23 protein-coding genes are annotated in these 25,430 nt (G+C 67.4%); 18 read left to right on the forward strand and 5 right to left on the reverse strand.

The genetic code is table 11. The features are described from left to right. Positions 1-109 precede the first annotated feature (109 nt). Positions 110-991 carry a LysR substrate-binding domain-containing protein gene (locus MFF62_RS12335; RefSeq protein WP_238263400.1) on the reverse strand — a complete coding sequence of 294 codons (882 nt, stop codon included), beginning with the start codon at positions 989-991 and terminating at the stop codon, positions 110-112. A 102-nt stretch (positions 992-1,093) separates the two neighbouring features. Here MFF62_RS12335 and MFF62_RS12340 point away from each other — a divergent pair, with 102 nt between their 5' ends. The 8 genes from MFF62_RS12340 to MFF62_RS12375 all read left to right on the forward strand — a co-directional run bounded on the left by MFF62_RS12340 (position 1,094) and on the right by MFF62_RS12375 (position 10,542). After that, complete coding sequence (locus tag MFF62_RS12340) at positions 1,094-2,110, forward strand: tripartite tricarboxylate transporter substrate binding protein (protein ID WP_238263401.1); 1,017 nt, start codon at positions 1,094-1,096, stop codon at positions 2,108-2,110. A 34-nt stretch (positions 2,111-2,144) separates the two neighbouring features. Beyond that, positions 2,145-2,876 (forward strand): PIG-L deacetylase family protein, encoded by a 732-nt coding sequence (locus MFF62_RS12345; protein WP_238263402.1) that lies wholly within the window; start codon positions 2,145-2,147, stop codon positions 2,874-2,876. Next, the gene (locus MFF62_RS12350; RefSeq protein ID WP_238263403.1) at positions 2,873-3,586 is read left to right on the forward strand and encodes a 4-carboxy-4-hydroxy-2-oxoadipate aldolase/oxaloacetate decarboxylase; all 714 of its coding nucleotides are present in this window, start codon (positions 2,873-2,875) and stop codon (positions 3,584-3,586) included. Before MFF62_RS12345 ends, MFF62_RS12350 begins: the two co-directional genes overlap by 4 nt. 129 nt (positions 3,587-3,715) lie before the next feature. Continuing rightward, positions 3,716-4,657: a LysR family transcriptional regulator gene (locus tag MFF62_RS12355; protein ID WP_238263404.1), complete on the forward strand. Its 942-nt coding sequence runs from the start codon at positions 3,716-3,718 to the stop codon at positions 4,655-4,657. 75 nt (positions 4,658-4,732) lie between these two features. After that, the gene (locus MFF62_RS12360; RefSeq protein WP_238263405.1) at positions 4,733-5,920 is read left to right on the forward strand and encodes an MFS transporter; all 1,188 of its coding nucleotides are present in this window, start codon (positions 4,733-4,735) and stop codon (positions 5,918-5,920) included. A gap of 116 nt (positions 5,921-6,036) precedes the next feature. Next, complete coding sequence (locus MFF62_RS12365; protein ID WP_238263406.1) at positions 6,037-7,776, forward strand: ATP-binding cassette domain-containing protein; 1,740 nt, start codon at positions 6,037-6,039, stop codon at positions 7,774-7,776. A 116-nt stretch (positions 7,777-7,892) separates the two neighbouring features. Beyond that, the gene (locus MFF62_RS12370; RefSeq protein WP_238263407.1) at positions 7,893-8,705 is read left to right on the forward strand and encodes a hypothetical protein; all 813 of its coding nucleotides are present in this window, start codon (positions 7,893-7,895) and stop codon (positions 8,703-8,705) included. Positions 8,706-8,790: 85 nt separating this feature from the next. Next, positions 8,791-10,542, forward strand: a complete 1,752-nt coding sequence (locus tag MFF62_RS12375; RefSeq protein WP_238263571.1) for a cation:proton antiporter domain-containing protein — start codon at positions 8,791-8,793, stop codon at positions 10,540-10,542. A 7-nt stretch (positions 10,543-10,549) separates the two neighbouring features. On the opposite strand, the gene MFF62_RS12380 is transcribed toward MFF62_RS12375, so the two are convergent. After that, positions 10,550-11,569: a hypothetical protein gene (locus tag MFF62_RS12380; protein ID WP_238263408.1), complete on the reverse strand. Its 1,020-nt coding sequence runs from the start codon at positions 11,567-11,569 to the stop codon at positions 10,550-10,552. Positions 11,570-11,772: 203 nt separating this feature from the next. On the opposite strand from MFF62_RS12380, the gene tcuA reads away from it, so the two are divergent. The 8 genes from tcuA (at position 11,773) to MFF62_RS12420 (ending at position 19,728) form a co-directional block, all read left to right on the forward strand. Then, a complete protein-coding gene (gene tcuA / locus MFF62_RS12385; RefSeq protein WP_238263409.1) occupies positions 11,773-13,203 on the forward strand; it encodes an FAD-dependent tricarballylate dehydrogenase TcuA in 1,431 nt (476 codons plus the stop codon). Beyond that, positions 13,190-14,362, forward strand: coding sequence for a tricarballylate utilization 4Fe-4S protein TcuB (gene tcuB / locus MFF62_RS12390; protein ID WP_238263410.1), 1,173 nt, complete (start codon positions 13,190-13,192; stop codon positions 14,360-14,362). The genes tcuA and tcuB overlap by 14 nt, the downstream gene beginning before the upstream one ends. 41 nt (positions 14,363-14,403) lie before the next feature. Next, entirely contained in the window at positions 14,404-15,192 is a 789-nt protein-coding gene (locus MFF62_RS12395; protein WP_238263411.1) for a class II aldolase/adducin family protein, read from the forward strand. A gap of 82 nt (positions 15,193-15,274) precedes the next feature. After that, entirely contained in the window at positions 15,275-16,249 is a 975-nt protein-coding gene (locus MFF62_RS12400) for a Bug family tripartite tricarboxylate transporter substrate binding protein (protein ID WP_238263412.1), read from the forward strand. A 12-nt stretch (positions 16,250-16,261) separates the two neighbouring features. Then, on the forward strand, positions 16,262-17,152 hold the full coding sequence (locus tag MFF62_RS12405) for an amidohydrolase family protein (protein ID WP_238263413.1): 891 nt from the start codon (positions 16,262-16,264) through the stop codon (positions 17,150-17,152). A gap of 54 nt (positions 17,153-17,206) precedes the next feature. Next, positions 17,207-18,199 (forward strand): Bug family tripartite tricarboxylate transporter substrate binding protein, encoded by a 993-nt coding sequence (locus tag MFF62_RS12410; protein WP_238263414.1) that lies wholly within the window; start codon positions 17,207-17,209, stop codon positions 18,197-18,199. An 8-nt stretch (positions 18,200-18,207) separates the two neighbouring features. After that, entirely contained in the window at positions 18,208-19,215 is a 1,008-nt protein-coding gene (locus MFF62_RS12415) for a D-2-hydroxyacid dehydrogenase (protein ID WP_238263415.1), read from the forward strand. Positions 19,216-19,296: 81 nt separating this feature from the next. Then, the gene (locus tag MFF62_RS12420) at positions 19,297-19,728 is read left to right on the forward strand and encodes a response regulator (protein ID WP_238263416.1); all 432 of its coding nucleotides are present in this window, start codon (positions 19,297-19,299) and stop codon (positions 19,726-19,728) included. Between the two features lie 16 nt (positions 19,729-19,744). Here MFF62_RS12420 and MFF62_RS12425 read toward each other — a convergent pair whose 3' ends face one another. Then, on the reverse strand, positions 19,745-20,386 hold the full coding sequence (locus tag MFF62_RS12425) for an HD domain-containing protein (protein WP_238263417.1): 642 nt from the start codon (positions 20,384-20,386) through the stop codon (positions 19,745-19,747). Positions 20,387-20,532: 146 nt separating this feature from the next. On the opposite strand from MFF62_RS12425, the gene MFF62_RS12430 reads away from it, so the two are divergent. Further along, positions 20,533-21,519, forward strand: coding sequence for a GlxA family transcriptional regulator (locus tag MFF62_RS12430; RefSeq protein WP_238263418.1), 987 nt, complete (start codon positions 20,533-20,535; stop codon positions 21,517-21,519). A 19-nt stretch (positions 21,520-21,538) separates the two neighbouring features. Here MFF62_RS12430 and lpdA read toward each other — a convergent pair whose 3' ends face one another. Beyond that, the gene (gene lpdA / locus MFF62_RS12435; RefSeq protein ID WP_404990736.1) at positions 21,539-23,338 is read right to left on the reverse strand and encodes a dihydrolipoyl dehydrogenase; all 1,800 of its coding nucleotides are present in this window, start codon (positions 23,336-23,338) and stop codon (positions 21,539-21,541) included. 154 nt (positions 23,339-23,492) lie between these two features. Next, positions 23,493-24,224: an SDR family NAD(P)-dependent oxidoreductase gene (locus MFF62_RS12445; protein WP_238263419.1), complete on the reverse strand. Its 732-nt coding sequence runs from the start codon at positions 24,222-24,224 to the stop codon at positions 23,493-23,495. Positions 24,225-24,415: 191 nt separating this feature from the next. Between MFF62_RS12445 and MFF62_RS12450 the strand changes: the two genes are divergently transcribed. Further along, on the forward strand, positions 24,416-25,378 hold the full coding sequence (locus MFF62_RS12450; RefSeq protein WP_238263420.1) for an LLM class oxidoreductase: 963 nt from the start codon (positions 24,416-24,418) through the stop codon (positions 25,376-25,378). Positions 25,379-25,430: the final 52 nt, after the last annotated feature.

Raw genomic sequence — 25,430 nt, forward strand, 5'->3', positions numbered from 1 at the left:
ACGAGGTTCTGCTTGCCGACAGGTGTCGCAATTTGCGCCGCCAGCCCTCACCCCCAGCCCCTCTCCCGCACGGCGGGAGAGGGGAGCCCGTCAACGCGGATTGAGCTCATCAGAAATACCCCACAAACCGCTTCATGATCGGTGACAGCGCCTCGGCCCGATGCGCCATCAAGATACGGCTCGCCGCATCAGGTCCGGCGATCGATTGATACGCCACCCCCGGAATACCCGTCCGCGCATAAATCTCTGGCAACACCGAAACCCCCGCGCCGCTAGCCACCAGCCCAATGATCGTGGTGGCTTCACGCGCTTCCTGCGCGACGTTGGGTGCAAAGCCCGAACGGTTGCACAGCGTGGTCACATGATCGAACAGCCCGCATCCGAGCCCGCGCGGGAACAGCAGGAACCGCTCCGGTGACAGCGCGCTGATATCGATGTCCTCGCTGGCACCCGCCAGACGATGGGCTACCGGCAACACCGCCACGAGCCGGTCGGCCAGCACGTCGCGCACCGTGATGGTCGCTGGCGGCCGGAACTGCGGAGACGGCCGCAGGAAGGCTATGTCGATCTCGCCGTTCTCGAGCTGCTGCAACTGCTGCCCCGTGGACATATGCACCAGCTCCAGCTTGGCGTTGCGATGGGCTTCGCGGAACGAATGCACGGCGCGCGGAAACATGTCCTGCATCGGCACCGATGCAGTGAAGCCGACGCGGATTTCCCCAGCCTCGCCCGACGCCACCTGCTTGACCACCTCGCGTGCCTGTTCCAGGTTGGTCAGCGCCGCGCGCGCCTTGTCCAGGAACAGCTCACCGGCCGGTGTCAGGGCCACGTGGTGGCGCGAGCGCTCCAGCAGTGCGCTGCCCAGTTCATCTTCCAGCGCCTTGATCTGCACGCTGAGCGGCGGCTGACTCACATGCAGCCGGCGGGCGGCCTCGCTGAAGCTCAGCGCCTCGGCCACGGCCACGAAATAACGCAGTTGGCGAAAGTCCATTGATAGGGAATCGAAATAACGAGCTATCTGAAAACGTATTGGACAGTATCACGACCCCCGCCCAGAATGCGAGCACATCCTCACAACAACACTGGAGACGACATGCTGCGCGGGCTCGCTGGTATTTGTAATTCGCAGGGCGGGAGCCGCCCGATCATGGCAACGTTGCTGGCAGCCGCGCTGGCGGCCCTGTCATTGGGCGCCCCGGTGGCGCATGCCGACAGCTATCCGGACAAGCCGATCCGCCTGGTGGTGCCGTACGCCGCCGGCGGCGCGGTGGACATCGTGGCGCGCTCGGTGGGCCAGCGCATGAGCCAGTTGCTCAAGCAGCCGATCATCGTCGACAACCGCCCGGGTGCCAGCACCAACATCGGCCTCGATTTCGTGGCCAAGGCCCCGGCCGACGGCTACACGATCATGATGGCCTCGAACAGCCTGGCCACCAACGCGGCGCTGTTCAGCAAGCTGACCTTCAACCCGGCCACCGACTTCGCACCCGTGGCGCGCATCGGCGAAGCATCGCTGGTGGTGGTGGTGCCGGCAAAGTCGCCGATCAAGTCGCTGAAGGACCTGGTCGCGCAGGCCAAGGCCCAGCCGGGCAAGCTCAGCTATGCGTCTGCAGGCAACGGCAGCTCGGGCCATCTGGCCGGTGAAATGCTCAAGGACACCGCCGGCATCGACGTGCTGCACGTGCCCTACAAGGGTGGCTCGCCCGCCATCACCGACCTGATCGGCGAGCGCATCACGTTCATGCCGATCAACCCGCTGGAAGTGGTGTCGCATATCAAGGCCGGCACGCTGCGGCCGCTGGCAGTGGCCAGCGCCCAGCATTCGGCGCAATTGCCGAACGTGCCGACGTCGAAGGAAGAGGGCCTGCCGAACTTCACCGCATCGGTGTGGTGGGGCCTGGTCGCGCCGGCCAAGACGCCCGCGCCGATCATCAAGCAACTGAACACCGCCGCCAACACGGCACTGGCCGATCCCGAAGTGAAGAAGCAGCTGGGCCAGCTTGGCGTGACCATCGTGTCGGGCACGCCCGAGCAGTTCGGCCAGTTCGTGCGGACCGAAACCACCACGTGGAACAACGTGATTCGCAAGGCCGGCATTACCGCCGACTGACCGCCTCCACCGATACAGATTCAAGGAAGTCCAGATGTCCCAGCAACCAGCAACCCAGCCGTCGATCCTGGTGGTCAGCGCCCACGCGGCCGATTTCGTGTGGCGCGCGGGCGGTGCCATCGCGCTGTACGCCGAGCGCGGCTATCACGTGCGCATCGTGTGCCTGTCGTTTGGCGAGCGCGGCGAGTCGGCCAAGATGTGGCGCCAGCCGGGCATGACGATCGAACGCGTCAAGGCCGCCCGCCTGGAAGAAGCCCAGCACGCCGCCGACATCCTGGGCGGCACGCTTGAATGCTTCGACCTGGGCGATTACCCGCTGCGCGTGCCCGACGCGGCCCTGCTGCGCCTGGCCGATATCTACCGCGAGATCCGCCCCGAGCTGGTGCTGAGCCATTCGCGCGAAGACATCTACAACTTCGATCATCCGCTGGCCACGCACGTGGCACAGGAAGCGCGGGTCATCGCACAGGCGCACGGCTACCAGCCCGACGTGCCGGTGATCGGCGCGCCGCCGGTATTCCTGTTCGAGCCGCACCAGCCCGAGCAATGCAACTGGAAGCCCGACGTGCTGCTCGACATCTCGTCGGTGTGGGAAAAGAAGCAACGCGCGTTCACGACCATGGCCGCGCAGGAACACCTGTGGGAGTACTACACCCGCGTGGCGCTGCAACGGGGCGCGCAGGCCACGCGCAATTCGGATCGCAAGGTTCTGCATGGCGAGGGTTATGCCCGCGTCTTCCCGCAAGTGACGGAGGTTCTGGCATGAGAACGGTTGCCTATCGCAATATCCTGCGCGCCGAGTCGCGCGACATCGAATCGCTGGGCAAATATGGCGTGGCCACGGTGCACGAGGCCCAGCGCCGCACCGGCCTGATGAAGCCGTACCTGCGTCCGATCCAGTCGGGCACGGCCATCTCCGGCAGTGCCGTGACGGCGCTGATGCATCCCGGCGATAACTGGATGATCCACGTGGCCGTGGAGATGATCCAGCCCGGCGACGTACTGGTGGTGGCGCTGACCAGTGACTGCACCGACGGCGTGTTCGGCGACCTGCTGGCCACGTCGCTGAAGGCGCGCGGGGCACGTGGCCTGATCCTGGACTCGGGCTGCCGCGACGTTTCCACGCTCAACGCGATGGGCTTTCCGGTCTGGTCGCGCGCGGTGTCGGCGCAGGGCGCCGTCAAGGAAACGGTGGGCGCGGTCAACGTGCCCGTGGTGTGCGCCGGCGCCCAGGTGCGTCCCGGCGACGTGATCGTGGCCGACGACGACGGCGTGGTGGTGGTGGCGCGTCCGCAAGTCGCCGAGATCGCCCGCAAGGCAGCCGAACGCGAGGCGCTGGAAGCCGGCAAGCGCGACAAACTGGCTTCGGGCGTGCTGGGCGTCGACATGTACAACATGCGCCCCGGGCTGGCCGACAAGGGGCTGGTCTACCTGGACCAGACCGTGGACTGGTACAGCGGCGCCGACGAAGCCTGACGCTTCACGCCTTGATCCCATAGCCCCCAAGCCGGCGCGCGCCGCCGGCGTATCTGGTATAAGACCCCCCAAGAACATCGAAGCCGATTCCCGCTGGCGCGGGCCAGTCGGCCCAGCCGGGGGAGCCAGATGGAATTGCGCCAGCTTCAGTACTTCGTGCGGGTGGTCGAGCTCGGCAGCATGAGCCGTGCCGCGCTCGAACTCGACATGGTGCAATCGGCGGTCAGCCAGCAGATCAGCCGGCTGGAAAGCGAACTCGCCACACGGCTGCTGCGCCGCACACCCCAGGGCGTGACGCCCACGGAGGCCGGCCTGGCCTTCTTCCACGAAGCACAGCTCACGTTGCGCCACGCCGAGCAGGCGCGCCGCGCCGCACATCAGGCGCGGCTGTCGGGCGCGGTCAGCGTGGGCCTGGCGCCCACCACCGCGTCGGTCATCGGCGTACCGCTGATTCGCGCCATGCGCGAGCGCTATCCCGACGTGCGCCTGCATATCGTGGAAAGCCTGTCGGGACACCTGACCGCGATGCTCAATGCACGGCAGCTCGACTTGGCGGTGCTGTTCGGCACCCACGCGGCACGTCGCTGGACGGTGATGCCGTTGCTGGAAGAGACGTTGTTCCTGATCCAGTCCCGCCAGACGCTGCCCCAGGGCAAGGCCGATCCCCCCACAATGCGCGCGATGACGGACCTGTCCGACGTGCCGCTGATCATGCCGACTGGCGTTCACGGGCTGCGCAGCACGCTGGACGCCGCGTTCGCACGCGCCAAGGTGACGCCGCGCATCGTGCAGGAAGTCGATTCGCTGGCCATGCTGATGGACGCGGTGGACATGGGCTTTGGCGCCACGCTGCAGCCGTGGGCGGCCGTGGGCCGCTATCCCGATGCGGAAACCCGCTTCCACCTGGCGCAGATCGACGATCCGCAGGTGGGGCGCAAGAACCTGCTCTGCAGCCTGTCTGACGACGAGCTGTCGCCGGCCGCCCTGGCGCTGCGGGTGGTGCTGGCCGACACGGCACGCGGACTGGTGCGGTCCGGCGACTGGCGCGGCGCGCGGCTGCTGGAGAGCTAATCCGGCGCCGGGCTGGTGCAATGCCGGCCCGCTTCCTATCCTTGCTGAAGAGTGACCTGGGACAGGGTGGACGTCATGCGCGCATTGATCCTCTGTTCGGTGCAGTTTCTGCTGGCGGTGACGTGGACGCTCTACGTCGCCTTCCTGCCGCAACTGGCGGCGCAGGCGGGCATCCCGCGCGCACAGGTGGCGTGGATCCTGATGATGGATCAGGTGATCTTCGTCGTCATGGATCTGGTCATGGGCGTGGCCGCCGACCGTGTGGCCAACGCGATGCGCCGCCTGGGCGGCTGGGTGCTGGCCCTGTCGGTGGTGTCGGCGCTGGCATTCGTACTGTTGTCCGGCGTCGCGTCCCCGGCGTGGCTGGTGGCGCTGACCGCGCTGTGGGCCGCCACGTCGTCGGCGTTGCGGGCGCCGCCGATGGTCATGATCGCCCGCCGCATGCAGTGTAGTGCGCCATCGTTCCTCGTGGCGTGTTCTCTGCTCGGCATCGGCCTGGCCGGGGCGGTGGCACCCATGCTCACGGCACGGCTGCGCGATGCGTCGCCGCTGCTGCCGTTCATTGCGGCCAGCGTGGCGCTGGTGATTGCCGTGGTCGCGCTGCGCGTGGTGGAGCCGGGCGCCGTCGCCCGGGTTGCCGCCGCGCCCGCAGCAGATCGCAAGCCGCCGCCGGGGCGCGCCTGGCTGCTGTTTATCGCTTTCTGGCTGCTGGCACTGGGCTTTCAGCTTCATACTGCCGTCAACTCCGCGCCCGCCTACCTGCGCTTTGTTTCGCCCGCGCAGCTCGTGCAGGTGACCCCGGCATTCTGGATCGGCTTCGCGCTGTGCGTGCTGTTGCCCGAAAGCGCCTTGCTGCGGCGCTATCCCGCGCGGCTACTGCTGCTGTGTGCGGCCGCCCTGGGCGCGCTCGCGTTGTTTGGATTCGGCGCGGCGGGATCGCTGCGGGCCGTGCTGGTGACGCAATGCCTGGCCGGCGCGTTCTGGGGCATCCTGCTGGGCACCGCACTCAATGTCACGCTGGAAGCGGGCCACGTCGGCCGCGAAGGCGTCTTCACGGGGCTGCTGTTCGCTGTTGCGGCGGTGGCCGCGTTCGCCCGTATCGCCACGGTGGCGTCGGGCGCCAGCAAGGCCGCGCCGCTGGCGGGCTGGCTGCCGTGGCTGCCCGCCGTGGCGTGGGGCATTGCCGCGTTGCTGCTGGCGGCGTTCGTGCTGGCGCCGGGGCGCTGGCAGGTGATGGCGGGCGGCACCAGGCTTGACCGCTGACCTTTTTTCTCCCCTCTCCCGCGCGCGGGAGAGGGGAGCAAGACAGCGGTTAAAGTTCGCCGCCGACTCTTGGCACAATACCTCCTTCGTCCCGCCAACCCAGGAGCGATGACCGCATGACGGAACCCGATCCCATCCCAGGTACCCCCGCCATCGGCCTTGGCAGCGCGGCGCGCGAGCTGTATCGCGCGTTGTGGCTTCATGCCGCGGGCGTCCGCAAGCATCTGCTCGGCGCCGCCGGGCTGTTGTCGGCCGCGCAGTTGCTGCGGCTGACCATGCCGTGGCTGGCCGCGCAGGCCATCAACGCGCTGCAGCAGGGCAATATGGAAGTAGCCGGCCGCTGGATCGTCTACCTGATCGGCATCTACCTACTGTCATGGCTGGTGCATGGCCCGGGCCGCGTGCTGGAGCGCAATGTGGGTGTGCGCGTGCGAGAACGTCTGGCCGACCAACTCTATGCGCGCATCGCGGCAGCGCCGCTGGCGTGGCGCGATGGCCGGCATTCGGGCGAGCTGCAGCATCGCGTGGTGCAGTCGAGCCGCGCACTATCCGATTTCGCACAGAACCAGTTCGGCTATCTGCAAAGCGCCTTCAATTTCGTCGGGCCGATCGTGGCGCTGGCGCTGCTATCGCGTACCAGTGGTGCCATCGCGGTGACGGGCTACGTGGTGATCGCTCTGATCATCCTGCGTTTCGACCGCATCCTGATGCAGCTCGCCCGCGCCGAAAACGACGCCGAGCGCCGCTATGCCGCCGCGCTGCTCGACTTCGTCGGCAATGCCGGCACGGTGATAGGGCTGCGGCTGCAGGCCGCGTCGCGCAAGCTGCTGGGCCACCGCATGGCGGCGGTGATGGCGCCATTGCGCCGCGCGGTGATGGTCAACGAGGGCAAGTGGTTCGCCGTGGACCTGCTGGGCATGGGGCTGACCTGGATCCTGGTAGTGGTGTACGTGCTGCAGGCGCGCCAGCCGGGGCAGGCGGTGGCGCTGGGCACCGTCTTCATGATCTATCAATATGCGCAGCAGGCCGCGACGGTGGTGGGCGCGATGGCGTCGAACTTCCAGAGCTTCGCACGCATGCATACCGACTACGGCAGCGCGGAGCCGATCTGGCAGGCGCCGGGAGACCCCGACGCCGCCGTGCCGGACGTGGAGCCCAACGCGCGCTGGCAGACGCTGGAGTTGCGCGGCGCGACGTGGCGATACGCCAACGATGCGCGTGGCGGCCTGCATGGCATCGACCTGCGGCTGCAGCGCGGCGCGCGTATCGCGCTGATTGGCCCGAGCGGCGGCGGCAAGAGCACGCTGCTGCGTACGCTGGCCGGCCTGTATCGCCCGCAGCAAGGCGAACTCAGGCGCGACGGCGCCACGCAGGACTGGAACGCGCTGCGCACGCTGGCCACGCTGATTCCACAGGAAGCCGATGTATTCGAAGCCAGCGTGCAGGAGAACCTGACGTTCGGCGAGCCGGCCAATCCGGGCGCATTGCATGCCGCCGTGCATGCGGGCGTGTTCGACGAGGTGCTGGAGCGCATGCCCGATGGCCTGGCCAGCCCGCTGAGCGAACGTGGCGCCAACCTGTCGGGCGGCCAGCGCCAGCGGCTGGCGCTGGCGCGCGGTGCGCTGGCGGCGCAGGGCAGTTCGTTGTTGCTGCTCGATGAACCGACCAGCGCGCTCGACCCGCAGGCCGAGGGCCGCGTGTTCGACCGCATGTTCGCGGCGTTTCCGTCGGCGTGTATTGTGGCCTCGGTACACCGGCCAAGCCTGCTGGCAAGGTTCGACACCATCGTCGTGGTGGAGGCGGGCCGCGTGGTGGACGCCGGCCCGCGCGACGAGGTGCTGGCGCGGCGGGCTTGATGGATGTTGGATTTACTCCCCTCTCCCGCCCTGCGGGAGAGGGGGTAAAACATCGGACGGGTGACCGACTGCGTAAATGTGCAAAAATGCCACCGTTCACACGAAAACTGAAAGAAGTGGGCGTTTTCAAATTTTTCCGCAAGGCCAAGGCGAAGCCGGCTGTCAAGAAGCCGGCTCCTGTCGTTGCGCCGCCCGCGCTGTACGTCCAGGACACCACCAGCTCGTACGAGCGCGTGTTCAATCGTGTGATGGCCGACGTGGTGGGTATCTCCGAAGCGGAATCGGCCGAGATCCTGGAGTTGGTCAGGCTTAGCGGCTCCGACGGCCTGAACATGGCGGGGTATTTCGAACCGGTGTTCGCCGGTTATTTCAGGGGCCGCGACTGGACCTGGACCGAGTACGACAACTGGGTGGCGGTATTCGGCGAAATGGGCGCGTTTCCGTCGCACTGGATCGATATCGAGCTGCCGCAGAAGCCCAAGACCCGTACGGAGGAACTGCTGGGGCAGCGCCAGGGGGATATCCGCTCGTTCCTCGACGCGCAACGCGTCGAGTATCCGCCCCGTGCCACCAAGGCCCAACTGGTCGCCCTGGTCGAACTCACGCCCGGGCTCGAGGCGTCGGACTTGTGGCAGGCCGTGCTGGCCCGCAGGCAACACGATGCGGAAGCGGCGCTGGAGCGCCGTCCCCGGCTGCTCTATGACCTGCTGATGCGGACGATTGCCTACCGGGCCAAGAGCGAGCGCGATGTGGCGCGGGCCAAGGCGGCCGGCGTGAAGCGCTTCGACCTGATGCTGGCGTTCGAGGAAGACCGCAGGTTCGTCGAGGTGGCGCGCAGGAAGAGCCCCTCGACGGTGCCGCCGTTCTATCCCAACGATTTCACGCTGCTGCGCCCGATCATCGAAAACGGCGACTCCGGCCAGAAGTAGCGCGACGCGCGGCGCGCGCTGGCGGGTACGACGGTTACAATCGGTGACTTCCTCCCTGCAGCCGCGCGCTTCCGCCCCCGTCGACATGGATCACAACCTGACCCTCATCACCACGCTCGCCGCGGGCTTTGGCATCGCGCTCGTCCTTGGATTCCTGGCCGAGCGCATGAAGATACCGGCCCTGGTTGGCTATCTGGTGTCCGGCATCATCATCGGGCCGGGCACGCCCGGCTTTGTGGCCGACGTGCACCTGGCCGCCCAGTTGTCCGAGATCGGCATCATGCTGCTGATGTTCGGCGTGGGCCTGCATTTCTCGCTGAGCGACCTGCTGGCTGTGAAACGCATTGCAATACCGGGTGCCGTGGTGCAGATGGGTCTCGCCACGCTGCTGGGCATGGCGCTCGGCTGGGCCTGGGGCTGGCATTGGGGCACGGGGCTGATCTTCGGACTGTCGCTGTCGTGCGCCAGCACCGTGGTGCTGCTGAAGGCGCTGGAAAGCCGGGGCGTGCTGGAGACGATGAACGGCCGCATCGCCGTGGGCTGGCTGGTGGTGGAAGACCTGGCCACGGTGCTGGTGCTGGTGTTGCTGCCGCCGCTGGCGGGCCTGCTGGGCGGGTCGACGGGGCAGGCGGCGCAAGACTCGGGGTCGATCGGCATGACGATCTTCCAGACGCTGCTGCAGGTGGTGGCCTTTATCGCGCTGATGCTGGTGGCGGGGCGCCGCGTGCTGCCGTGGCTGCTGTGGCAAGTGGCCAAGACCGGCTCGCGCGAGCTGTTCACGCTGGCGGTGGTGGCCGTGGCGATCGGCATCGCGTTTGGCGCGGCGGAAATCTTCAGTGTGTCGTTCGCGCTGGGGGCATTCTTTGCCGGCATGGTGATGCGCGAGTCGCAGTTCAGTCATCGCGCGGCGGAAGAGTCGCTGCCGTTGCGCGACGCCTTCTCCGTGCTGTTCTTCGTGTCGGTCGGCATGCTGTTCAAGCCGGAAATCCTGGTGGAACAGCCGCTGCACGTGCTGGCCGTGGTGGCCGTGATCATCCTGGGCAAGTCGCTGGCGGCGTTCGTGCTGGTGCTGGCGTTCCGCTACCCGCTCAACACGGCGCTGACGGTGTCGGCCAGCCTGGCGCAGATCGGTGAGTTCTCGTTCATCCTGGCGGGCCTGGGCCTGACGCTGGGCTTGCTGCCGGAAGAGGGCATGAGCCTGGTGCTGGCCGGCGCGCTGATTTCCATTGCCTTGAATCCGCTGCTGTTCGCGGCGCTGGAGCCGGTCAGGCGCTGGATCCTGGCGCGTTCGGCCACGGCCCGCAGGCTGGAGCAGCGCGGCGACCCGTATGCCGAGCTGCCGATGACCACCGAGCGCAAGTACCTGCAGGGCCAGGTGGTGCTGGTCGGCTACGGCCGGGTGGGGCGCCGTATCGCTGCCGCGATGCAGGAGCGCAGCATCCCGTTCGTGATTGCCGACGAGAACCGCGAACTGGTGGAAACCCTGCGCAAGGAAGGCTTTGCGGCGGTCTCGGGCAATGCCGCGGACCCGGCTGTCCTGATCCAAGCGCATATCGCCCACGCGTCCATGCTGGTGGTGGCGGTGCCGGAACCGCTGTTCGTGCGGCAAATGGTGGAAACGGCCCGTACGCTGAATCCCGAAGTCGAGATCGTCCTGCGCACCCATAGCGAGGATGAATCGAAGCTGTTCCGCAAGGAAGGGCTGGGCACGGTGTTCTACGGCGAGGAAGAGCTTGCCAAGGGCATGTCCGGCCATGTGCTGGGCCGCTTCGTGCCCGGCAACGCCAATGGCGCCCATGGCACCAACGGCGCGGGCGCCCATCCGGTAACGCCGTAGGCACGCGTCAGAGCCAGCGCTCCGCTTCATCCAGCAGCGCGCGTGGCGACACCATGTCGCGATGCGCAAAGCTGGCCAGCGTGAAGGACCGCACCATCGGCGGATCCCCGGGAATGCGGGCGATCAGCAGGTCGATGTCCTGTGCCGGCGCCGGATTGTCCAGGGTCAGCAGCACGTTGGTGGCGCTGAGCCGTAGCGCCATATGTTCGATCGAAAACGACGTCGGCGCATCGGCGATGGTCTCGGCCAGGCATGCGAGCCGGTGGTCCAGTACATCGTGGGACGGGGTCAGTTGCGCCAGCTCGCGCTCGTTGGCGGCAATCTCGTCGCGCAGCGTGGCAGCCTCGGTGGCGCTGACCGCGGTGTCGGCGCCGAATACCGACCGCACGCCCGTGCCTTGCCGCTCCAGCAAGCGTAGACGGGCCACCAGCAGCGTATGTTCGTGGTCGAGTTCGTCCTGGCGCGACTTGCCCGCCGTGAAGCGCGCCAGCGCTTCCAGGGCTAGCTGATCGAACAACCGCCACACGATCTCGTCGCGCAGGGCCGCCTCCGAGGCGGCCATGATCGTGACCCGGTGCTCGCCGAAGCTGATATTGGTCTGGGGCACTTCAGATCGCATGACGTCGCCCTCCAGCGCCACGCCCAGCGTGCGCCGCTCGGTCATGGTCATCCCCAGGACGGTGAACGCGGTGGGTGTTCCGGGCGACTTGTCGAAGAACTCGCGCAGGTCCGGAGACCGGCTGAACGTCAGTTCCACGTCGTGTGGCGTGGCGAAGAACGCGTGGATGTACGGGTCCGTGCCCCAGGCGTGGGCCGTGGCCTCGCGCGGCGCGGGCAGGCCGTCGACCAGGCCGCGCACATGGGTCAGCGCCTGCTCCAGCGCGGGCCGCAGCCGGCGCCGATAGTGCGGCACCAGGCGCAGCCGGGGATTGAGCCGGGTGACGCGCTCGGCCAGTTCAGCCATCTCCCGCTTGCCGTGCCCGTCGCCGTGCGGCTTGTCGCGCCGCATCCACTCCAAGATGCCCATCGGTCTCTCCTGTATGAACGGCACGGTGCCTGGATTGTAGGCAATGAGGCGGTGCCCGAGCCCATCACAAATCGTGATACCCCCATGCGGCTCAAGGGCTTAGCAGGGTTCCGCCCTGCGGATAGAGTCCCGCACAGACTCACGAAGGTATAGAAAGTCGTGTCCATCCCCACTCACAATCCCTGCACACAGGGCGCCCGCGCATGATCGACGTCCTGGTAATTGGCGGCGGCAATGCCGCCCTCTGCGCCGCACTGATGGCCCGCGAAGCCGGCGCCAGCGTGATGCTGCTGGAATCGGCCCCGCGCGAATGGCGCGGCGGCAATTCGTCCCATACCCGCAACCTGCGCTGCATGCATGACGCGCCGCAGGACGTGCTGGTCGAAGCCTATCCCGAAGAAGAGTACTGGCAGGACCTGCTCAAGGTAACCGGCGGCCAGACCGACGAGACGCTGGCGCGGCTGGCCATTCGCGCGTCGTCGACGTGCCGCGACTGGATGCGCAGCCATGGCGTGCACTTCCAGCCGCCGCTGTCGGGCGCGCTGCATGTGGCGCGTACCAATGCGTTCTTCATGGGCGGCGGCAAGGCGCTGGTCAACGCGTACTACCGCAGCGCCGAGCGCCTGGGCGTGCAGATCCGCTACAACGCGCCGGTCGATGCGATCGAGCTCGACAACGGCCGCTTCGTGGCCGCGCGCATCGGCGGCGAACGCATCGAGGCCAAGGCTTGCGTGCTGGCCGCCGGCGGCTTCGAATCGAACCGCGAATGGCTGCGCGACGCCTGGGGCCAGAACGAGCGCGGCGAATGGCCGGCCGATAACTTCCTGATCCGTGGCACGCGCTTCAACATGGGCGTGCTGCTCAAGTACATGATCGACGCGGGTGCGGACACCATCGGCGATCCGTCGCAGTCGCACTGCGTGGCCATCGACGCGCGCGCGCCGCTCTACGACGGTGGCATCTGCACGCGCATCGACTGCGTGTCGCTGGGCGTGGTGCTTAACGCCAATGCTGAGCGCTTCTACGACGAGGGCGAGGACTTCTGGCCCAAGCGCTACGCGATCTGGGGCCGCCTGGTGGCGCAGCAGCCGCAGCAGATCGGCTATTCGATCATCGACGCCAAGGCCGTGGGGCGCTTCATGCCGCCGGTGTTTCCGGGCGTCAAGGCCGACACGTTGCCGGAACTGGCGCGCAAGCTGGGCCTGGACGAAGGCACGTTCATGCGCACCATCGACGACTACAACGCCGCGTGCCGTGTGGGCAAGTTCGACCATACTTCGCTGGACGACTGCCACACCGAGGGCGTGACGCCGGCCAAGACCCACTGGGCACGGCCCATCGACACCGCGCCGTTCTTCGGCTACGCGCTGCGTCCCGGCATCACCTTTACCTATCTGGGTCTCAAGGTGAACCAGGAATCGGCGGTGCACTTTGGCGGCAAGCCCAGCCAGAACCTGTTCGTGGCTGGCGAGATGATGGCCGGCAACGTGCTGGGCAAGGGCTATACGGCCGGCGTGGGCATGGCAATCGGTACGGCGTTCGGCCGCATCGCGGGCACCCAGGCGGCCAAGGCTGCTGCTTCGAACACGGCGGTATCGCATGCAACACGGGAATCGGAATATGCAACATCTTGAAGCGCTGACGCGCGAGGCGGCGGCGCTGGCCAACGGCGCGCTGCCGCTGACCACGGACGAGGCCGAAGTCGCCCGCACCCTGCAGATCTGCAATGCCTGCCGCTATTGCGAGGGCTTCTGCGCGGTGTTTCCGGCCATGACGCGCCGCCTGGAGTTTCCGAAGGCGGATATCCACTACCTGGCCAACCTGTGCCACAACTGCGGCGCCTGCTACCACGCCTGCCAATACGCGCCGCCGCACGAGTTCGCGGTGAACATCCCGCAGGCGATGGCCAAGGTGCGCGTGCAGACCTACGGCGACTATGCCTTCCCGGCCGCGCTGGGCGGCCTGTACCGCCGCGCGGGCATGACGATGGCGCTGGCGCTGGCCGGCGGCCTCGCGCTGTTCCTGCTGATGGTGCTGGCCATGCGCGGCACGCTGTGGCATGAGCCGCTGGCCGGCAACTTCTACGCGATCTTCCCGCACAACCTGCTGGCGGCGATGTTCGGCGTGGTGTTCCTGTTCGCCTGTGGCGCGCTGGGCATCGGCGTCACGCGCTTCTGGCGCAAGGTCACGCCCGGTACGCGCATCGACGACGAACGCGGCGCCGCCACGGGTGGCGCGGTGCATGACGCGCTGAAGCTCAAGTACCTGGACGGCGGCCACGGGCAGGGCTGCAACAATGACGACGACGCGTTCACGCTGCTGCGCCGCCGCTTCCACCATTTCACGTTCTACGGCTTCATGCTGTGCTTTGCGGCAACCGCCGTGGCCACGCTGTACCACTACCTGCTGGACCTGCATGCACCGTATCCGGTGACGAGCGTGCCGGTGCTGCTGGGCATCGCGGGCGGCATCGGCCTGCTGGTCGGGCCGGCGGGGCTGCTGTGGCTGAACCTGCGGCGCGACGAGCGCACGATGGACACGAAGCAGAAGCCGATGGACCGTGGCTTTATCGCGCTGCTGTTCCTGACCAGCGCAAGCGGCCTGGCGCTGCTGGCCCTGCGCGATACCGGCGCCATGGCATCGCTGCTGGCCGTGCACCTGGGTATCGTGATGGCGCTGTTCCTGACGCTGCCCTACGGCAAGTTCGCGCACGGTATCTTCCGCAGTGCGGCGCTGCTCAAGTTCCATATCGAAAAACGCCGGCCGAGCGATCTCGCGCTGGGGTCGGACTGAACCGAATCGAACCAAATAACGGAATCCCAAGGAGACACATCATGACGAAACCCGGTGTGCTGAATATCCCGTCGATGCGCGGCCAGTGCAGCGAGGCGGAATGGCAGGCGCGTGTGGACCTGGCCGCGTGCTACCGGCTGGTCGAGCTGTTTGGCATGGCCGACATGATGGCCAACCATATCTCGGTGCGCGTGCCCGACGAGGACGACGCCTTCCTGATCAACCCGTACGGGATGATGTACGAGGAAATCACGGCGTCGTGCCTGATCAAGGTGGACCATGACGGCAAGATCCTGTCCAAGCCGGACTTCGGCGCGCTGAACTACGGCATTAACAAGGCCGGCTACGTGATCCACAGCGCGGTGCACCACGCCCGCCCGGAAGTGGCCTGCGTGATCCACACCCATAGCTGGGCGTCGATGGCCGTGTCGTCGCTGGAATGCGGGCTGCTGCCTATCACGCAGACCGCCATGCGCTTCCTGAAGATCGGCTATCACGACTACCAGGGCGTGGTGCTGGACACCGCCGAGCAGGAATCGCTGATTGCCGACCTGGGTAAGGGTGAAGCACTGATCCTGCGCAACCACGGCGCCATGACCGTGGGTAACTCCGTTGGCGAGGCATTCAACTGGATGCACCGGCTGGAACTGGCCTGCCGCTCGCAGGTCGCGGCCATGTCGTGCAACACGCCGCTGCAGCAGGTGCCGGCCGACGTGCTGCAGGAAACCTGGAACAACTACCAGCCCGGCACGCGGCGCCCTTACGGCCTGATGGAATGGCCGGCACTGCTGCGCAAGCTCGATCGCCTGGACCCGAGCTATCGCGACTGACGGCACGGAAGCCACAGAAGGGACAGGCAAGTCCCCACACAAGATCAAGATTGAAGAAAGCCCCCGCAGGTGGAGAAGACAGATGAACCGCAGAACCTTGCTGGCGCAGATGCTTGCGCTTGGCGCCGCCCCGTACGTGATGGGCGCCCGTGCCCAGTCGTTGCCGAACAAGACGGTCACGCTGATCGTGCCGTTCGCGCCCGGCGGCAACCTCGACGTGGTGGCGCGTGCCATCGCGCCAGCCCTGGAGCAGAACCTCGGCCGTAACGTGATCGTCGACAACCGCCCCGGCGCGGGCGGTGTGATCGGTGCCTCGGCCGTGGCCCGTGCCGAGCCGGACGGCAGCACGCTGCTGGTGACCACGCCGAACGCGGTAGTGGTACTGCCCAAGATGGCGCGCACCAACTTCAAGCTGGCAAGCTTCAGCCCCGTGGGACTGGTGTCGACCACGTCGCTGGTGATCGTCGTGAAGGGCGGCGATACGCGGTTCAAGGACGTCGAGGCGCTGCTGGCTTATGCGCGCGCCAACGTCGGCAAGCTGGCCGCCGGCCACGCCGGGCCGGGTACCACCAACCACATGGCGCTGCTGCAACTGGAAGATGCCGCGAAGATCCGGCTCAACCAGGTGCCGTACAAGGGCTCGGCCCCGGCGCTGATCGACCTGATGGGCGGCCAGATCGACATGGTGGTGGACCAGTTGACCAGCTCCGCGCCGCATATCCAGTCTGGCGCGTTGCGCGTGCTGGCCGTGATGTCGCGCGAGCGTGATACCACGCTGCCCAAGGTGCCCACGCTGCGCGAGGCCGGCCTGGCCAACTTCGAGGCCACCACGGCCACCGGCTTGCTGGCGCCCGCCGGTACGCCGGCCGCTGTGGTCGATTCGATCAACGCGGCACTGCGCCGTGCGCTGGCCGAAGGCAGCGTGCGCAGCCGGCTGCAGAGCGTGGGCAGCGTGGCCCAGGCATCGTCGCCGCAGGAACTGCTGGCGTCGCTGCAGAAGGAAGACGCACGCGCCCAGTCGCTGGCCGCGGCCGGCCGCCTCAAGGCCGCGGAATAAGGGGCCGATGCCATGACACGACCCTGCCTGCCGCCGCTCGAAGCCGTCACGCCGCCGTCGTTCCGCGCGCCCGCCGGCGCCTGCGACAGCCATGCACATGTCTTCGGGCCCTATGCCCGCTATCCACTGGCCGACGACCGCAGCTACACGCCGGCCGAGCATCCGGCCTCTGCGTTCATCGCGCACCTGGACCAGCTTGGCCTGACGCGCGGCGTGCTGGTGACCGCCAGCGCCAGCGGCACCGATAACAGCGTGGTGATCGATGCGCTGCGCCAGTACCCTACGCGGCTGCGCGGCATCGCGGTGCCCGCGCCCGACATCTCCGATGCGCAGCTCGATGCCTGGCACGACGCCGGCGTGCGTGGCGTGCGTTTCAACCTGTACCAGGTGGATGGCCACGCGGTGTATCGCAATGGCGTGGGCATCGACGTGCTGGAAGCGCTGGCGCCACAGCTCAAGGCGCGCGGCTGGCATGCGCAGATCTGGATCCACGCCCCCGACCTGGTGGAACTGGGGCCGCGCCTGAAGGCGCTGGGCCTGCCGCTGGTGATCGACCACATGGGCCGCATGGCCACGTCGCGCGGCGTGGGCGATGCCGGATTCCAGGCGCTGTGCGCGCTGCTGGCCGAGGGCGCCGCCTGGACCAAGATCTCGGGCGCCGACCGCCTGCAACCGGCCGGCGCGCCGTACCGCGAGGTGGACCCGTTCGTGGCGGCGCTGATGTCGGCCAACCCGGAGCAGGTGGTCTGGGGCACCGACTGGCCCCACATCAACTATTTCGATCCGGCGCAGATGCCGGACGACGGCGTGCTGTTCAACCTGCTGGCGCGCTGGCTGCCCAACGAGGCAGACCGCCACCGCGTGCTGGTGACCAACCCCGCGCGGCTGTACGACTTCGGGTAGCACGCAGCCAGCCGGGCACCCAACACAACTACAACGAAGGAACGGAGACAAACCATGACCCCCATCGCCCCCCGCAAGATTGGCCGCGCCACGCCGTGGCTGCTGGCCTGCGCGCTGACCGCCGGCCTGCTGCAGGCATCGCCCGCCCGCGCCGAGGACTACCCGACCAAGCCGGTGCGCGTGGTGGTGGCCTTCACGGCGGGCGGCACCACCGACATGCTGGCACGCAGCGTGAGCCAGCAACTGGCGCAGCGGTTCAAGCAGTCGTTCGTGGTGGATAACCGGCCGGGTGCTGGCGGCAATATCGGTACCGAGTTCGTGGTGCGCGCGCCGGCCGATGGCTACACGCTGCTGGTCAACTCGGTGGGGCCGATCTCGATCAACCAGACGCTGTACAAGAAGCTCAACTACGATCCGCTGACCGATCTGGTGCCGGTCATCCAGATTGCCGATGTGCCGAACGTGCTGGTGGTGCACCCGTCGCTGCCGGTGAAGACGTTCGATGAATTCGTGGCGTATGCCAAGGCCAACCCGGGCAAGCTCAACTACAGCTCCACGGGCGTCGGCACGTCGTCGCACCTGTCGGGCTTCATGCTGACCGAACGCATGGGCACGCAGGCCACGCACATTCCGTACAAGGGTGCAGATGCGCTGAACGACCTGCTGTCGGGACGCATCCAGTTCATGTTCGCGACGATCCCGTCGGTGATGTCGCATATCCAGGCCGGCAAGCTGCGCGCGCTGGCGGTGTCCAGCGCAAAGCGCTCGCGCTCGCTGCCCGATCTGCCCACCGTGGCGGAAAAGGGCTTTCCGGGCTTCGAGGCTGGGTCGTGGTTTGGCTTCTTCGCGCCCAAGGGCACGCCGCAGGACGTGGTGACCAAGGTGAACCAGGCCGTCAACGAGATCCTGCCGTCGCTGCAGGCGCAGATGATTCGCGAAGGCGCCGACCCGGTGGGCGGCTCGCCGAAGCAGTTTGGCGATTTCACGCGCAAGGAATACGTGAAATGGAAGGCCGTGGTCAAGGCGTCCGGCGCCACCGTCGATTGAGTCACGCCATGCCAACTGAACCTCTGCGCATCCTGATGTCAGACGCCGCGCTCCAGGCGAACGGTGCGGCCATCGACGCCGCCGTCGGGGCGTCGGGCCAGCAACGCGCATGGACGCCGGTGGTGGTGCCGGCGGTTGACGATCCGCGCGAGGTGGATGCCGACGTCGCGTTTGTATCGCGCGACGTCACCGGCCTGTCGACCAAGCACGAGATCCTGCCGGCCACGCGGCGGTTCTATACGGCCATGCTGGCAGCACCGTCGCTGCGCTGGACGCATGTGCATTCGGCCGGCGCCGACCGCCCGATCTTCGGGCAGTTGCGCCAGCGCGGCGTGACGGTGACCACGTCTTCTGGTGCCAACGCGGGTGTGGTAGCCCAGACCGCGCTGGCCGGGTTGCTGGCGCTGGCACGGCACCTGCCGCAACTGATCGAGGCGCAGCGCGAAAGCCGCTGGGCGCCGCTGATCGGCAGCGGCTTGCCGCGCGACCTGCAAGGCCAGCGCGCCACGATCGTCGGCTGGGGCCCCATTGGCCAGCAGATCGGCGCGGTGCTGCGCGTGCTGGGCCTGGCGGTCACGGTGGTCAGGCAGCGCGCGGCAACGGAGGAGGGGTTCGAGACCGTCACGTTCGACCAGTTCGACGCGGTGCTGCCGCGCACCGACTGGCTGATCCTGGCCTGCCCGCTGACCGACCGCACGCGCGGCATGGTCAGCCGCGCGGCGCTGGCACGCATGCCGGCCGGCGCACGGCTGGTGAATGTGGCGCGTGGCGAGATCGTCGACGAACCGGCATTGATCGACGCGCTGCGCGCGGGCCAACTTGGCGGCGCGTACCTCGATGTGTTTGCCCACGAACCGCTGGCCGCCACGTCGCCGCTCTGGTCGCTCCCCAACGTCATCGCGACACCCCATAGCGCCGGCTTCTCCGATGGCAACGCGGCGCGCGTGGTCGACATATTCTTGGACAATCTACGACGCTGGACAGCGCATCAACCCCTCAAAAACCGGGTGGAATGAGCAATTTCAGACGCGTCTGCATGTAATTGCCTGCACAACGTGGTCGCGCGGACAATGGTGGGACGCATTTCACGACCCATCATGACCGTGTCCAAGACTGATTTTTCTACTCCCGATTTGCCGCCGACGTTGCCTCGCATCGTCGTTGCCGAAGACCATCCCGTTTGTCTGTTCGTGCTCGTCGAGCAGTTGCGCACCGTGGGCGGCTGCGAGGTGGTTGCCTGTGAGAATGGCGACGACGCCTGGGCCGCCGTGCGGCACGGCGGCGTGAGCCTGCTGCAGACCGACGTGAGCTTGCCCGGCATGGATGGCCTGGCGCTGGCGCGTGCCGTGCGCGATGCGGAGCGGCGCGACGGCGCGCCCGCGTTGCCCATCGTCGCCATCACTGCCACGGCCGACCGCAAGGCCCGGCGCGAGTGCCGGGCCGCGGGCTTCAACCTGGTGCTGGCCAAGCCGGTCAGCCTGGACATGCTCCAGTACCTGGTGAAGCGCTACGGGGCACCGCCGGCCTGACCGGCGGCGCACGCCATCAACCCTTCCAGGCCGACGCGCGGATCACGCTGCAGAAATTGCCGCGATGGAAGTGCGGGTCCTTGTCCGCCAGCACATCGGCCTTGACGTTGCCGAACGTGGTGTCGGGCTTGTGCCGGATGCCGTCGTAGAACGCCGCCAGGATGTCTTCCTTGAAGTGTGGCGTGCGCGGATGCGCATGCACCACGGCTTCGCGGTCGGCATCGGCGAAGGTCTCGTAGCGGATGCCCAGCACGTCCATCTCCACGCCAGCCGTTACCAGCGCAATCTCGGGCGCCATGAATTCGGGAATGCCGGGCGTGGTGTGCAGCGCGATGGCGGTCCAGACCTTTTCCACTTCACGCTCGCCAATGCCACGGCTGCGCAGGAAGTCGGCGGCCACGTTGGCGCCGTCAACCTCGAAGCGCTTGGCCGGGCTGCTGTGGGCGATGGTCAGGCCCATGTCGTGGAACATCGCGCCCGCATAGAGCAGTTCGGGATCGTAGTCGAGGCCGCGCTGCTTGCCAGCCAGCGCGGCCCAGTAGTACACGCGGCTCGAATGGTGAAACAGCAGCGGCGATTCGGTGTCGCGCACGAGTTCGGTGATCTCGCGGGCCAGGTGACTGTCGGGGATGGTGATGTCGCGTACGGTGAAAGGCATGGTCGACTCCAGTTCGGTGAGGGCTTGCAACGAGTCTAGGGGTGGCAGTACCATGTCTTCAATCGTACGAATACGACGAATTGAGACATCGCCCGGCAATCCGGACGATCCAGCAACATTTGCCTCGTAACGCGCACCGCCCAGCCATGCCCGCAACCCGAACCATCGGCCTTCTGGCCATCGACGGCGTCCAGCTACTGGACGTATCCGGTCCGCTCGACGTCTTTGCCGAAGCCAATGTCCAGGGCGGCGCCAAGGTGTACGAGATGAAAGTGGTGGCACTGCGGCGCGGGCCCATCACGGCGTCGTCCGGTGCCCGCCTGCTGCCGGACATCGTGATCGAGGACGATCCGGGCGGCGCCCGGCTGCCGCGCTTCCATACGCTGCTGGTGGCCGGTGCGCCGCATGCCGGCGACGCGCCGGCCGATCCGCTGGTCCTCGACTGGATTCGCCATGCGGTGCCGGGCGCACGGCGCTATGGCTCGGTGTGCAGCGGGGCGTTCCTGCTGGCCGAAGCGGGCCTGCTCGATGGCCGGCGCGTCACCACGCACTGGGCGGCCGCCGATGCGCTGGCGGCGCGGTTTCCGAACGTCACCATCGACGCCGATGCCATTCACGTGCGCGACGGCAAGTTGCGCACGGCAGCCGGGGTTACGGCGGGCATGGACCTAGCGCTGGCGCTGGTCGAGGAAGACGTGGGCCGCGAGATTGCGCTGAAGGTGGCCAGCCAACTGGTGATGTTCTTCAAGCGCCCGGGCGGGCAGGGACAGTTCAGCCGCCGTGAGGCGCCCGCCGCCGCCAACCGCGCGGCGCTGCAGGAGCTGCAGCGGTGGGTGGCCGCACACCCGGCGGCCGCGCACGACGTGCCGAGCCTGGCGGCGCGCATCGGCGTCAGTGCCAGGCATCTGTCACGGTTGTTTCAGGACGAGGTGGGCGTGACGCCGGCCAACTGGGTGGAGGCCGCGCGCGTGGCGGCGGCGCGGCAGTTGCTGGAAGAGGGCAACCTCGCCCCCAAGCAGGTGGCGGGCGAGTGCGGCTTTGCCAGTGTCGATACGTTGCGGCGCGCGTTCCTGCGCGTGCTGGGCGTCACGCCGGCCGAGTACCGCAAGCGCTTCGTGACGGTACTCGACTGACAGGACGCCTGCGCGGGCGCTACATGTTCAGCGCCCGCTTCTGCACTGCCAGCGCGGCCTCGCGCATCACTTCCGACAGCGACGGATGCGGATGGCAGATCATGCCGATGTCCTCGGACGCGGCCTTGAACTCCAGCGCGGCCACGCCTTCGGCAATCAGGTCCGACGCGTTGGCCGAGATGATGTGCACCCCCAGCAGCTCGTCGGTCTTCGCATCGGCAATCATCTTGATGAAACCGTCGGGGCGGCCCATGCCCATGGCGCGGCCGTTGGCCTGCATCGGGAACTGGCCGGTGCGGTACTCGCGGCCCTCGGCCTTCAACTGCGCCTCGGTCTTGCCCACCCAGGCGATCTCGGGTTCGGTGTAGATGACCCAAGGAATGCAGTTGTAGTCGATGTGCGGCTTCTGGCCGTCGATCACCTCGGCCACCAGAACGCCTTCGTCCTCGGCCTTGTGCGCCAGCATCGGCCCACGCACCACGTCGCCAATGGCGTAGATGCCGGGCACCGACGTGCGGCAATGGTCGTCCACCGGGACGAAGCCGCGCGCATCGACGGCCAGCCCCACGGCGTCCAGGCCCAGGTTGTCGGTATTGGGCACGCGGCCGATCGACACGATCAGGCGGTCTGCTTCGAGCTTCTGCTCGGCGCCGTCCTTGTCCTTGTAGGCAATCGTCACGCCCTTGCCCTTGACCTTCACCTCGCCGATGTTGACGCCAAGGTGAATGGCCAGCCCCTGCTTCTTGAATAGCTTGGCGGCCTCGCGCGCGATGGCGTCGTCAACGGCGCCCAGGAACGCGGGCAGCGCTTCCAGTATCGTGACCTCGGCGCCCAGCCGACGCCACACCGACCCCAGTTCAAGCCCGATTACGCCCGCGCCAATCACGGCGAGCTTCTTCGGCACGGAATCGAAAGACAGGGCGCCTTCGTTGTCGGACACGATCTTGTTGTCGACTGGCACGTCGGGCAGGTGCCGCGCCTTGGAACCCGTGGCGATGATCACGTTGCGTGCGGTGTAGGCCTTGCTGTCGGCGCCGTCAATGGCTTCCACGGTGACCACGCCATCGGCGGCCCGGCCCTTGAACTTGCCATGGCCCTTGATCCACGTGACCTTGTTCTTGCGGAACAGGAATTCCACGCCGCCCGTGAACTTGTCGACGATGGCCGCCTTGCGCTTGATCATCTGCGCCAGGTCCAGGCTGACGCCCTTGACCTGCACCCCATGCTCGGCCATGCCGTGCTGGGCGTGCTCGAAATGCTCGGACGACGCCAGCAGCGCCTTGCTGGGAATGCAGCCCACGTTCAGGCAGGTGCCGCCCAGGCGCGGCTTGCCTGCTTCGTCCTTCCATTCCTCGATGCATGCCACGGTCTTGCCCAGTTGCGCGGCGCGGATGGCGGCGATGTAGCCGCCGGGGCCGGACCCGATCACGATGATGTCGTAGTCAGCCTGCGCGGAGGCGCTCGCGCCACCGCCCACAGGCGCGGCCGATGCGGCTGCGGGGGCCGGTGCCGGCGCGGCAGCGGCAGGAGCGGGCGCCGCGGCGGGTGCGGCAGCCGGCGCGGCGGCGCTGGCCTTGCCCTCGGTATCCACCACCGCGATCACCTCGTCGGCATGCACCGTGGCGCCGTCCGGCTTGACGACCTGCGCCAGCACGCCGTTGTCCGGGCAGGGCACTTCCAGGGTGACCTTGTCCGTTTCCAGTTCCACGAGGATCTCGTCGCGCTGGACGGCCTCGCCGGGCTTCTTCTTCCACTGGAGCAACGTCGCTTCCGAAACCGATTCGGAAAGCTGGGGCACCTTCACTTCAATCTTGGCCATGGTCTTGGGGTTTCCGTGTGGCGAAAGCTTCCAGTCTAGGAGAGCACGCCTGCGACCATGCGATGGCTGACTAAGGGTTTACCCTTGATCCAATGAAAAACGGCCCGCCTGGGCAGGCGGGCCGTGATGGTGGGTGGAAAACCCCGCGTGCCGCTTAGTGGCCGGCGCTCTGGCCGCCGTCGACGTGCAGGATCTCGCCGGTCACGAACGGTGCCGATTCCAGGAACAGCACGGCTTCGGCAATATCGCTCATCTCGCCCATATGGCCCATCGGGTGCAGCGAGCCCAGTGCCTCATGGGTTTCCGGGGCGTGCATCGGCGACTTGATGATGCCGGGCGACACGGCGTTCACGCGGATGCCACGGCGGGCGTACTCGATGGCCAGCGACTTGGTGGCCGAATTGATGCCACCCTTGGTCAGCGATGCCAGCACCGACGGCACGCCCTGGATGGCATGGTCGACCAGGCTGGTGGTGATGCTCACCACGTGGCCGCCGTTGCCTTGCTTTTCCATTTCAGCGATGGCCAGTTGGGTGATGTAGAAGAAGCCGGCCAGGTTCACGCCGGTCTTGGTGACGTAGTCCTCGGCGGTGTAGCTCGTGAACGGCTTGGCGATGAAGATGCCGGCGTTGTTGACCAGCGCATCCACCCGGCCGAACTTGGCAACAGCCTGCGACACCACGCGGCGAGCCGTTTCCGGATCGGCGATGTCGCCCGGCACGGCCAGGATGTTGGCGTCGTCGGGTTGCTGGATGCTGCGAGCCGTGGCCACGACGCGGTAGCCGCGTTGGCGATATGCCTTGACCAGCTCTGCGCCGATGCCTTGCGATGCGCCAGTAATGATGGCGACCTTGTTCGTTGCCTGGGTGTTTTGCGTGTTGCTCATGATGTTTGCCTCTTTCTATCTGGTTGACCTTGGCGCTTCCGCCAATCGAACCGACGTGGTCGATGGGTGGAAATGTAGGTGAGGCAAGCCCGCCTTTGAACGGCACCGGGGCACAAACACTTATGCGTGGCGGTAACAAGTGCGCTGGCGTGGCATGATGCGGCGATCGAACACACGCCACGGAGGCCGCGATGCCAAGGCTGGGAGATGACGCACCGGACAGGCGGCCCATCGAGACGGCGGTGTTTCGCCACGATGCGCTGTCGGTCGGATTGGTGTTGCCGTTGCTGAGGAAGGGCGAGGTGACGCCCGATTTCCACGCGCAGCTCGATCTTGCGGCACGTGCCGATGCGCTGGGCTTTCGCGCGCTGTGGGTGCGGGACGTGCCGCTGAACAGCGCCGAGTATCCCGACCCGGTGGGCCATCTCGACCCGTGGGTGCTGCTTGGCGCGCTGGCCACGCGCACGCGCCGCATTGCGCTGGCCAGTGGCGCCATCGTGCTGACGCTGCGCCACCCGCTGCACATCGCCAAGGCGGCGATCTCGGTCAACGAGCTGTCGGGCCAGCGTTTCATCCTGGGGCTTGGCTCGGGCGACCGTCCGCCCGAATATGCGGCATTCGGCCAGGACACCGAGGCACGGCGCGACCTGTTTCGCGATCATTGGGAGTCGGTGGGCGCCTCGGTGGGCCTGCCGTCGCGCGTGATGCCGGACATGCGGCCCGATGGCGCGCCGGACTTCTACCTGCTGCCCCGCCAGCCGCGCGCCATGCCGCTGCTGGCGGTGGGCTCCGGCGGCCAAAGCGTCGACTGGATCGCCCGCCATGCGATTGGCTGGATGACCTACCACCGCGATCCCGAGACGCAACGCGAGCGCCACCGGCTATGGCGTACGGCCGTGGAGCGGGGCGCGCCCGAGCAGTTCCGGGCCTTCGGGGTGGCCATGCGCGTGGAACTGGACGAGCAGCCCGATGAGCCGCCCTCGCAGTTGAACCTCGGCTATCGCACCGGCGCACGCGCGCTGGTGGACCTGCTGGGGCAGATGCGCGATGCCGGCACGCATCATGTGGCGCTCAACATCACCGACTCGGCGCGGCCTCCCATCGACGTGCTGGAAGAGCTGGCGGCATCGGTGTTGCCGCACTTCCACGGCTGACCCTCCTTGTCTTGCTCCCCTCTCCCGCCTTGCGGGAGAGGGGCTGGGGGGG

Source organism: Cupriavidus pauculus (genome assembly GCF_022179805.1).
In the GTDB taxonomy this organism is placed as follows: domain Bacteria; phylum Pseudomonadota; class Gammaproteobacteria; order Burkholderiales; family Burkholderiaceae; genus Cupriavidus; species Cupriavidus pauculus_E.

Bases quoted from the DNA above. Each gene is read 5' to 3' on its own strand.
- MFF62_RS12335 (WP_238263400.1), bottom strand. From the start codon at position 991: ATGGACTTTCGCCAACTGCGTTATTTCGTGGCCGTGGCCGAGGCGCTG.
- MFF62_RS12405 (WP_238263413.1), top strand. From the start codon at position 16,262: ATGACACGACCCTGCCTGCCGCCGCTCGAAGCCGTCACGCCGCCGTCG.
- MFF62_RS12420 (WP_238263416.1), top strand. From the start codon at position 19,297: ATGACCGTGTCCAAGACTGATTTTTCTACTCCCGATTTGCCGCCGACG.
- MFF62_RS12400 (WP_238263412.1), top strand. From the start codon at position 15,275: ATGAACCGCAGAACCTTGCTGGCGCAGATGCTTGCGCTTGGCGCCGCC.
- MFF62_RS12380 (WP_238263408.1), bottom strand. From the start codon at position 11,569: ATGGGCATCTTGGAGTGGATGCGGCGCGACAAGCCGCACGGCGACGGG.
- MFF62_RS12410 (WP_238263414.1), top strand. From the start codon at position 17,207: ATGACCCCCATCGCCCCCCGCAAGATTGGCCGCGCCACGCCGTGGCTG.
- tcuA (WP_238263409.1), top strand. From the start codon at position 11,773: ATGATCGACGTCCTGGTAATTGGCGGCGGCAATGCCGCCCTCTGCGCC.
- lpdA (WP_404990736.1), bottom strand. From the start codon at position 23,338: ATGGCCAAGATTGAAGTGAAGGTGCCCCAGCTTTCCGAATCGGTTTCG.
- MFF62_RS12345 (WP_238263402.1), top strand. From the start codon at position 2,145: ATGTCCCAGCAACCAGCAACCCAGCCGTCGATCCTGGTGGTCAGCGCC.
- MFF62_RS12430 (WP_238263418.1), top strand. From the start codon at position 20,533: ATGCCCGCAACCCGAACCATCGGCCTTCTGGCCATCGACGGCGTCCAG.
- MFF62_RS12340 (WP_238263401.1), top strand. From the start codon at position 1,094: ATGCTGCGCGGGCTCGCTGGTATTTGTAATTCGCAGGGCGGGAGCCGC.
- MFF62_RS12350 (WP_238263403.1), top strand. From the start codon at position 2,873: ATGAGAACGGTTGCCTATCGCAATATCCTGCGCGCCGAGTCGCGCGAC.
- MFF62_RS12365 (WP_238263406.1), top strand. From the start codon at position 6,037: ATGACGGAACCCGATCCCATCCCAGGTACCCCCGCCATCGGCCTTGGC.
- MFF62_RS12375 (WP_238263571.1), top strand. From the start codon at position 8,791: ATGGATCACAACCTGACCCTCATCACCACGCTCGCCGCGGGCTTTGGC.
- MFF62_RS12355 (WP_238263404.1), top strand. From the start codon at position 3,716: ATGGAATTGCGCCAGCTTCAGTACTTCGTGCGGGTGGTCGAGCTCGGC.
- MFF62_RS12450 (WP_238263420.1), top strand. From the start codon at position 24,416: ATGCCAAGGCTGGGAGATGACGCACCGGACAGGCGGCCCATCGAGACG.
- MFF62_RS12415 (WP_238263415.1), top strand. From the start codon at position 18,208: ATGCCAACTGAACCTCTGCGCATCCTGATGTCAGACGCCGCGCTCCAG.
- MFF62_RS12395 (WP_238263411.1), top strand. From the start codon at position 14,404: ATGACGAAACCCGGTGTGCTGAATATCCCGTCGATGCGCGGCCAGTGC.
- MFF62_RS12445 (WP_238263419.1), bottom strand. From the start codon at position 24,224: ATGAGCAACACGCAAAACACCCAGGCAACGAACAAGGTCGCCATCATT.
- MFF62_RS12425 (WP_238263417.1), bottom strand. From the start codon at position 20,386: ATGCCTTTCACCGTACGCGACATCACCATCCCCGACAGTCACCTGGCC.
- tcuB (WP_238263410.1), top strand. From the start codon at position 13,190: ATGCAACATCTTGAAGCGCTGACGCGCGAGGCGGCGGCGCTGGCCAAC.
- MFF62_RS12360 (WP_238263405.1), top strand. From the start codon at position 4,733: ATGCGCGCATTGATCCTCTGTTCGGTGCAGTTTCTGCTGGCGGTGACG.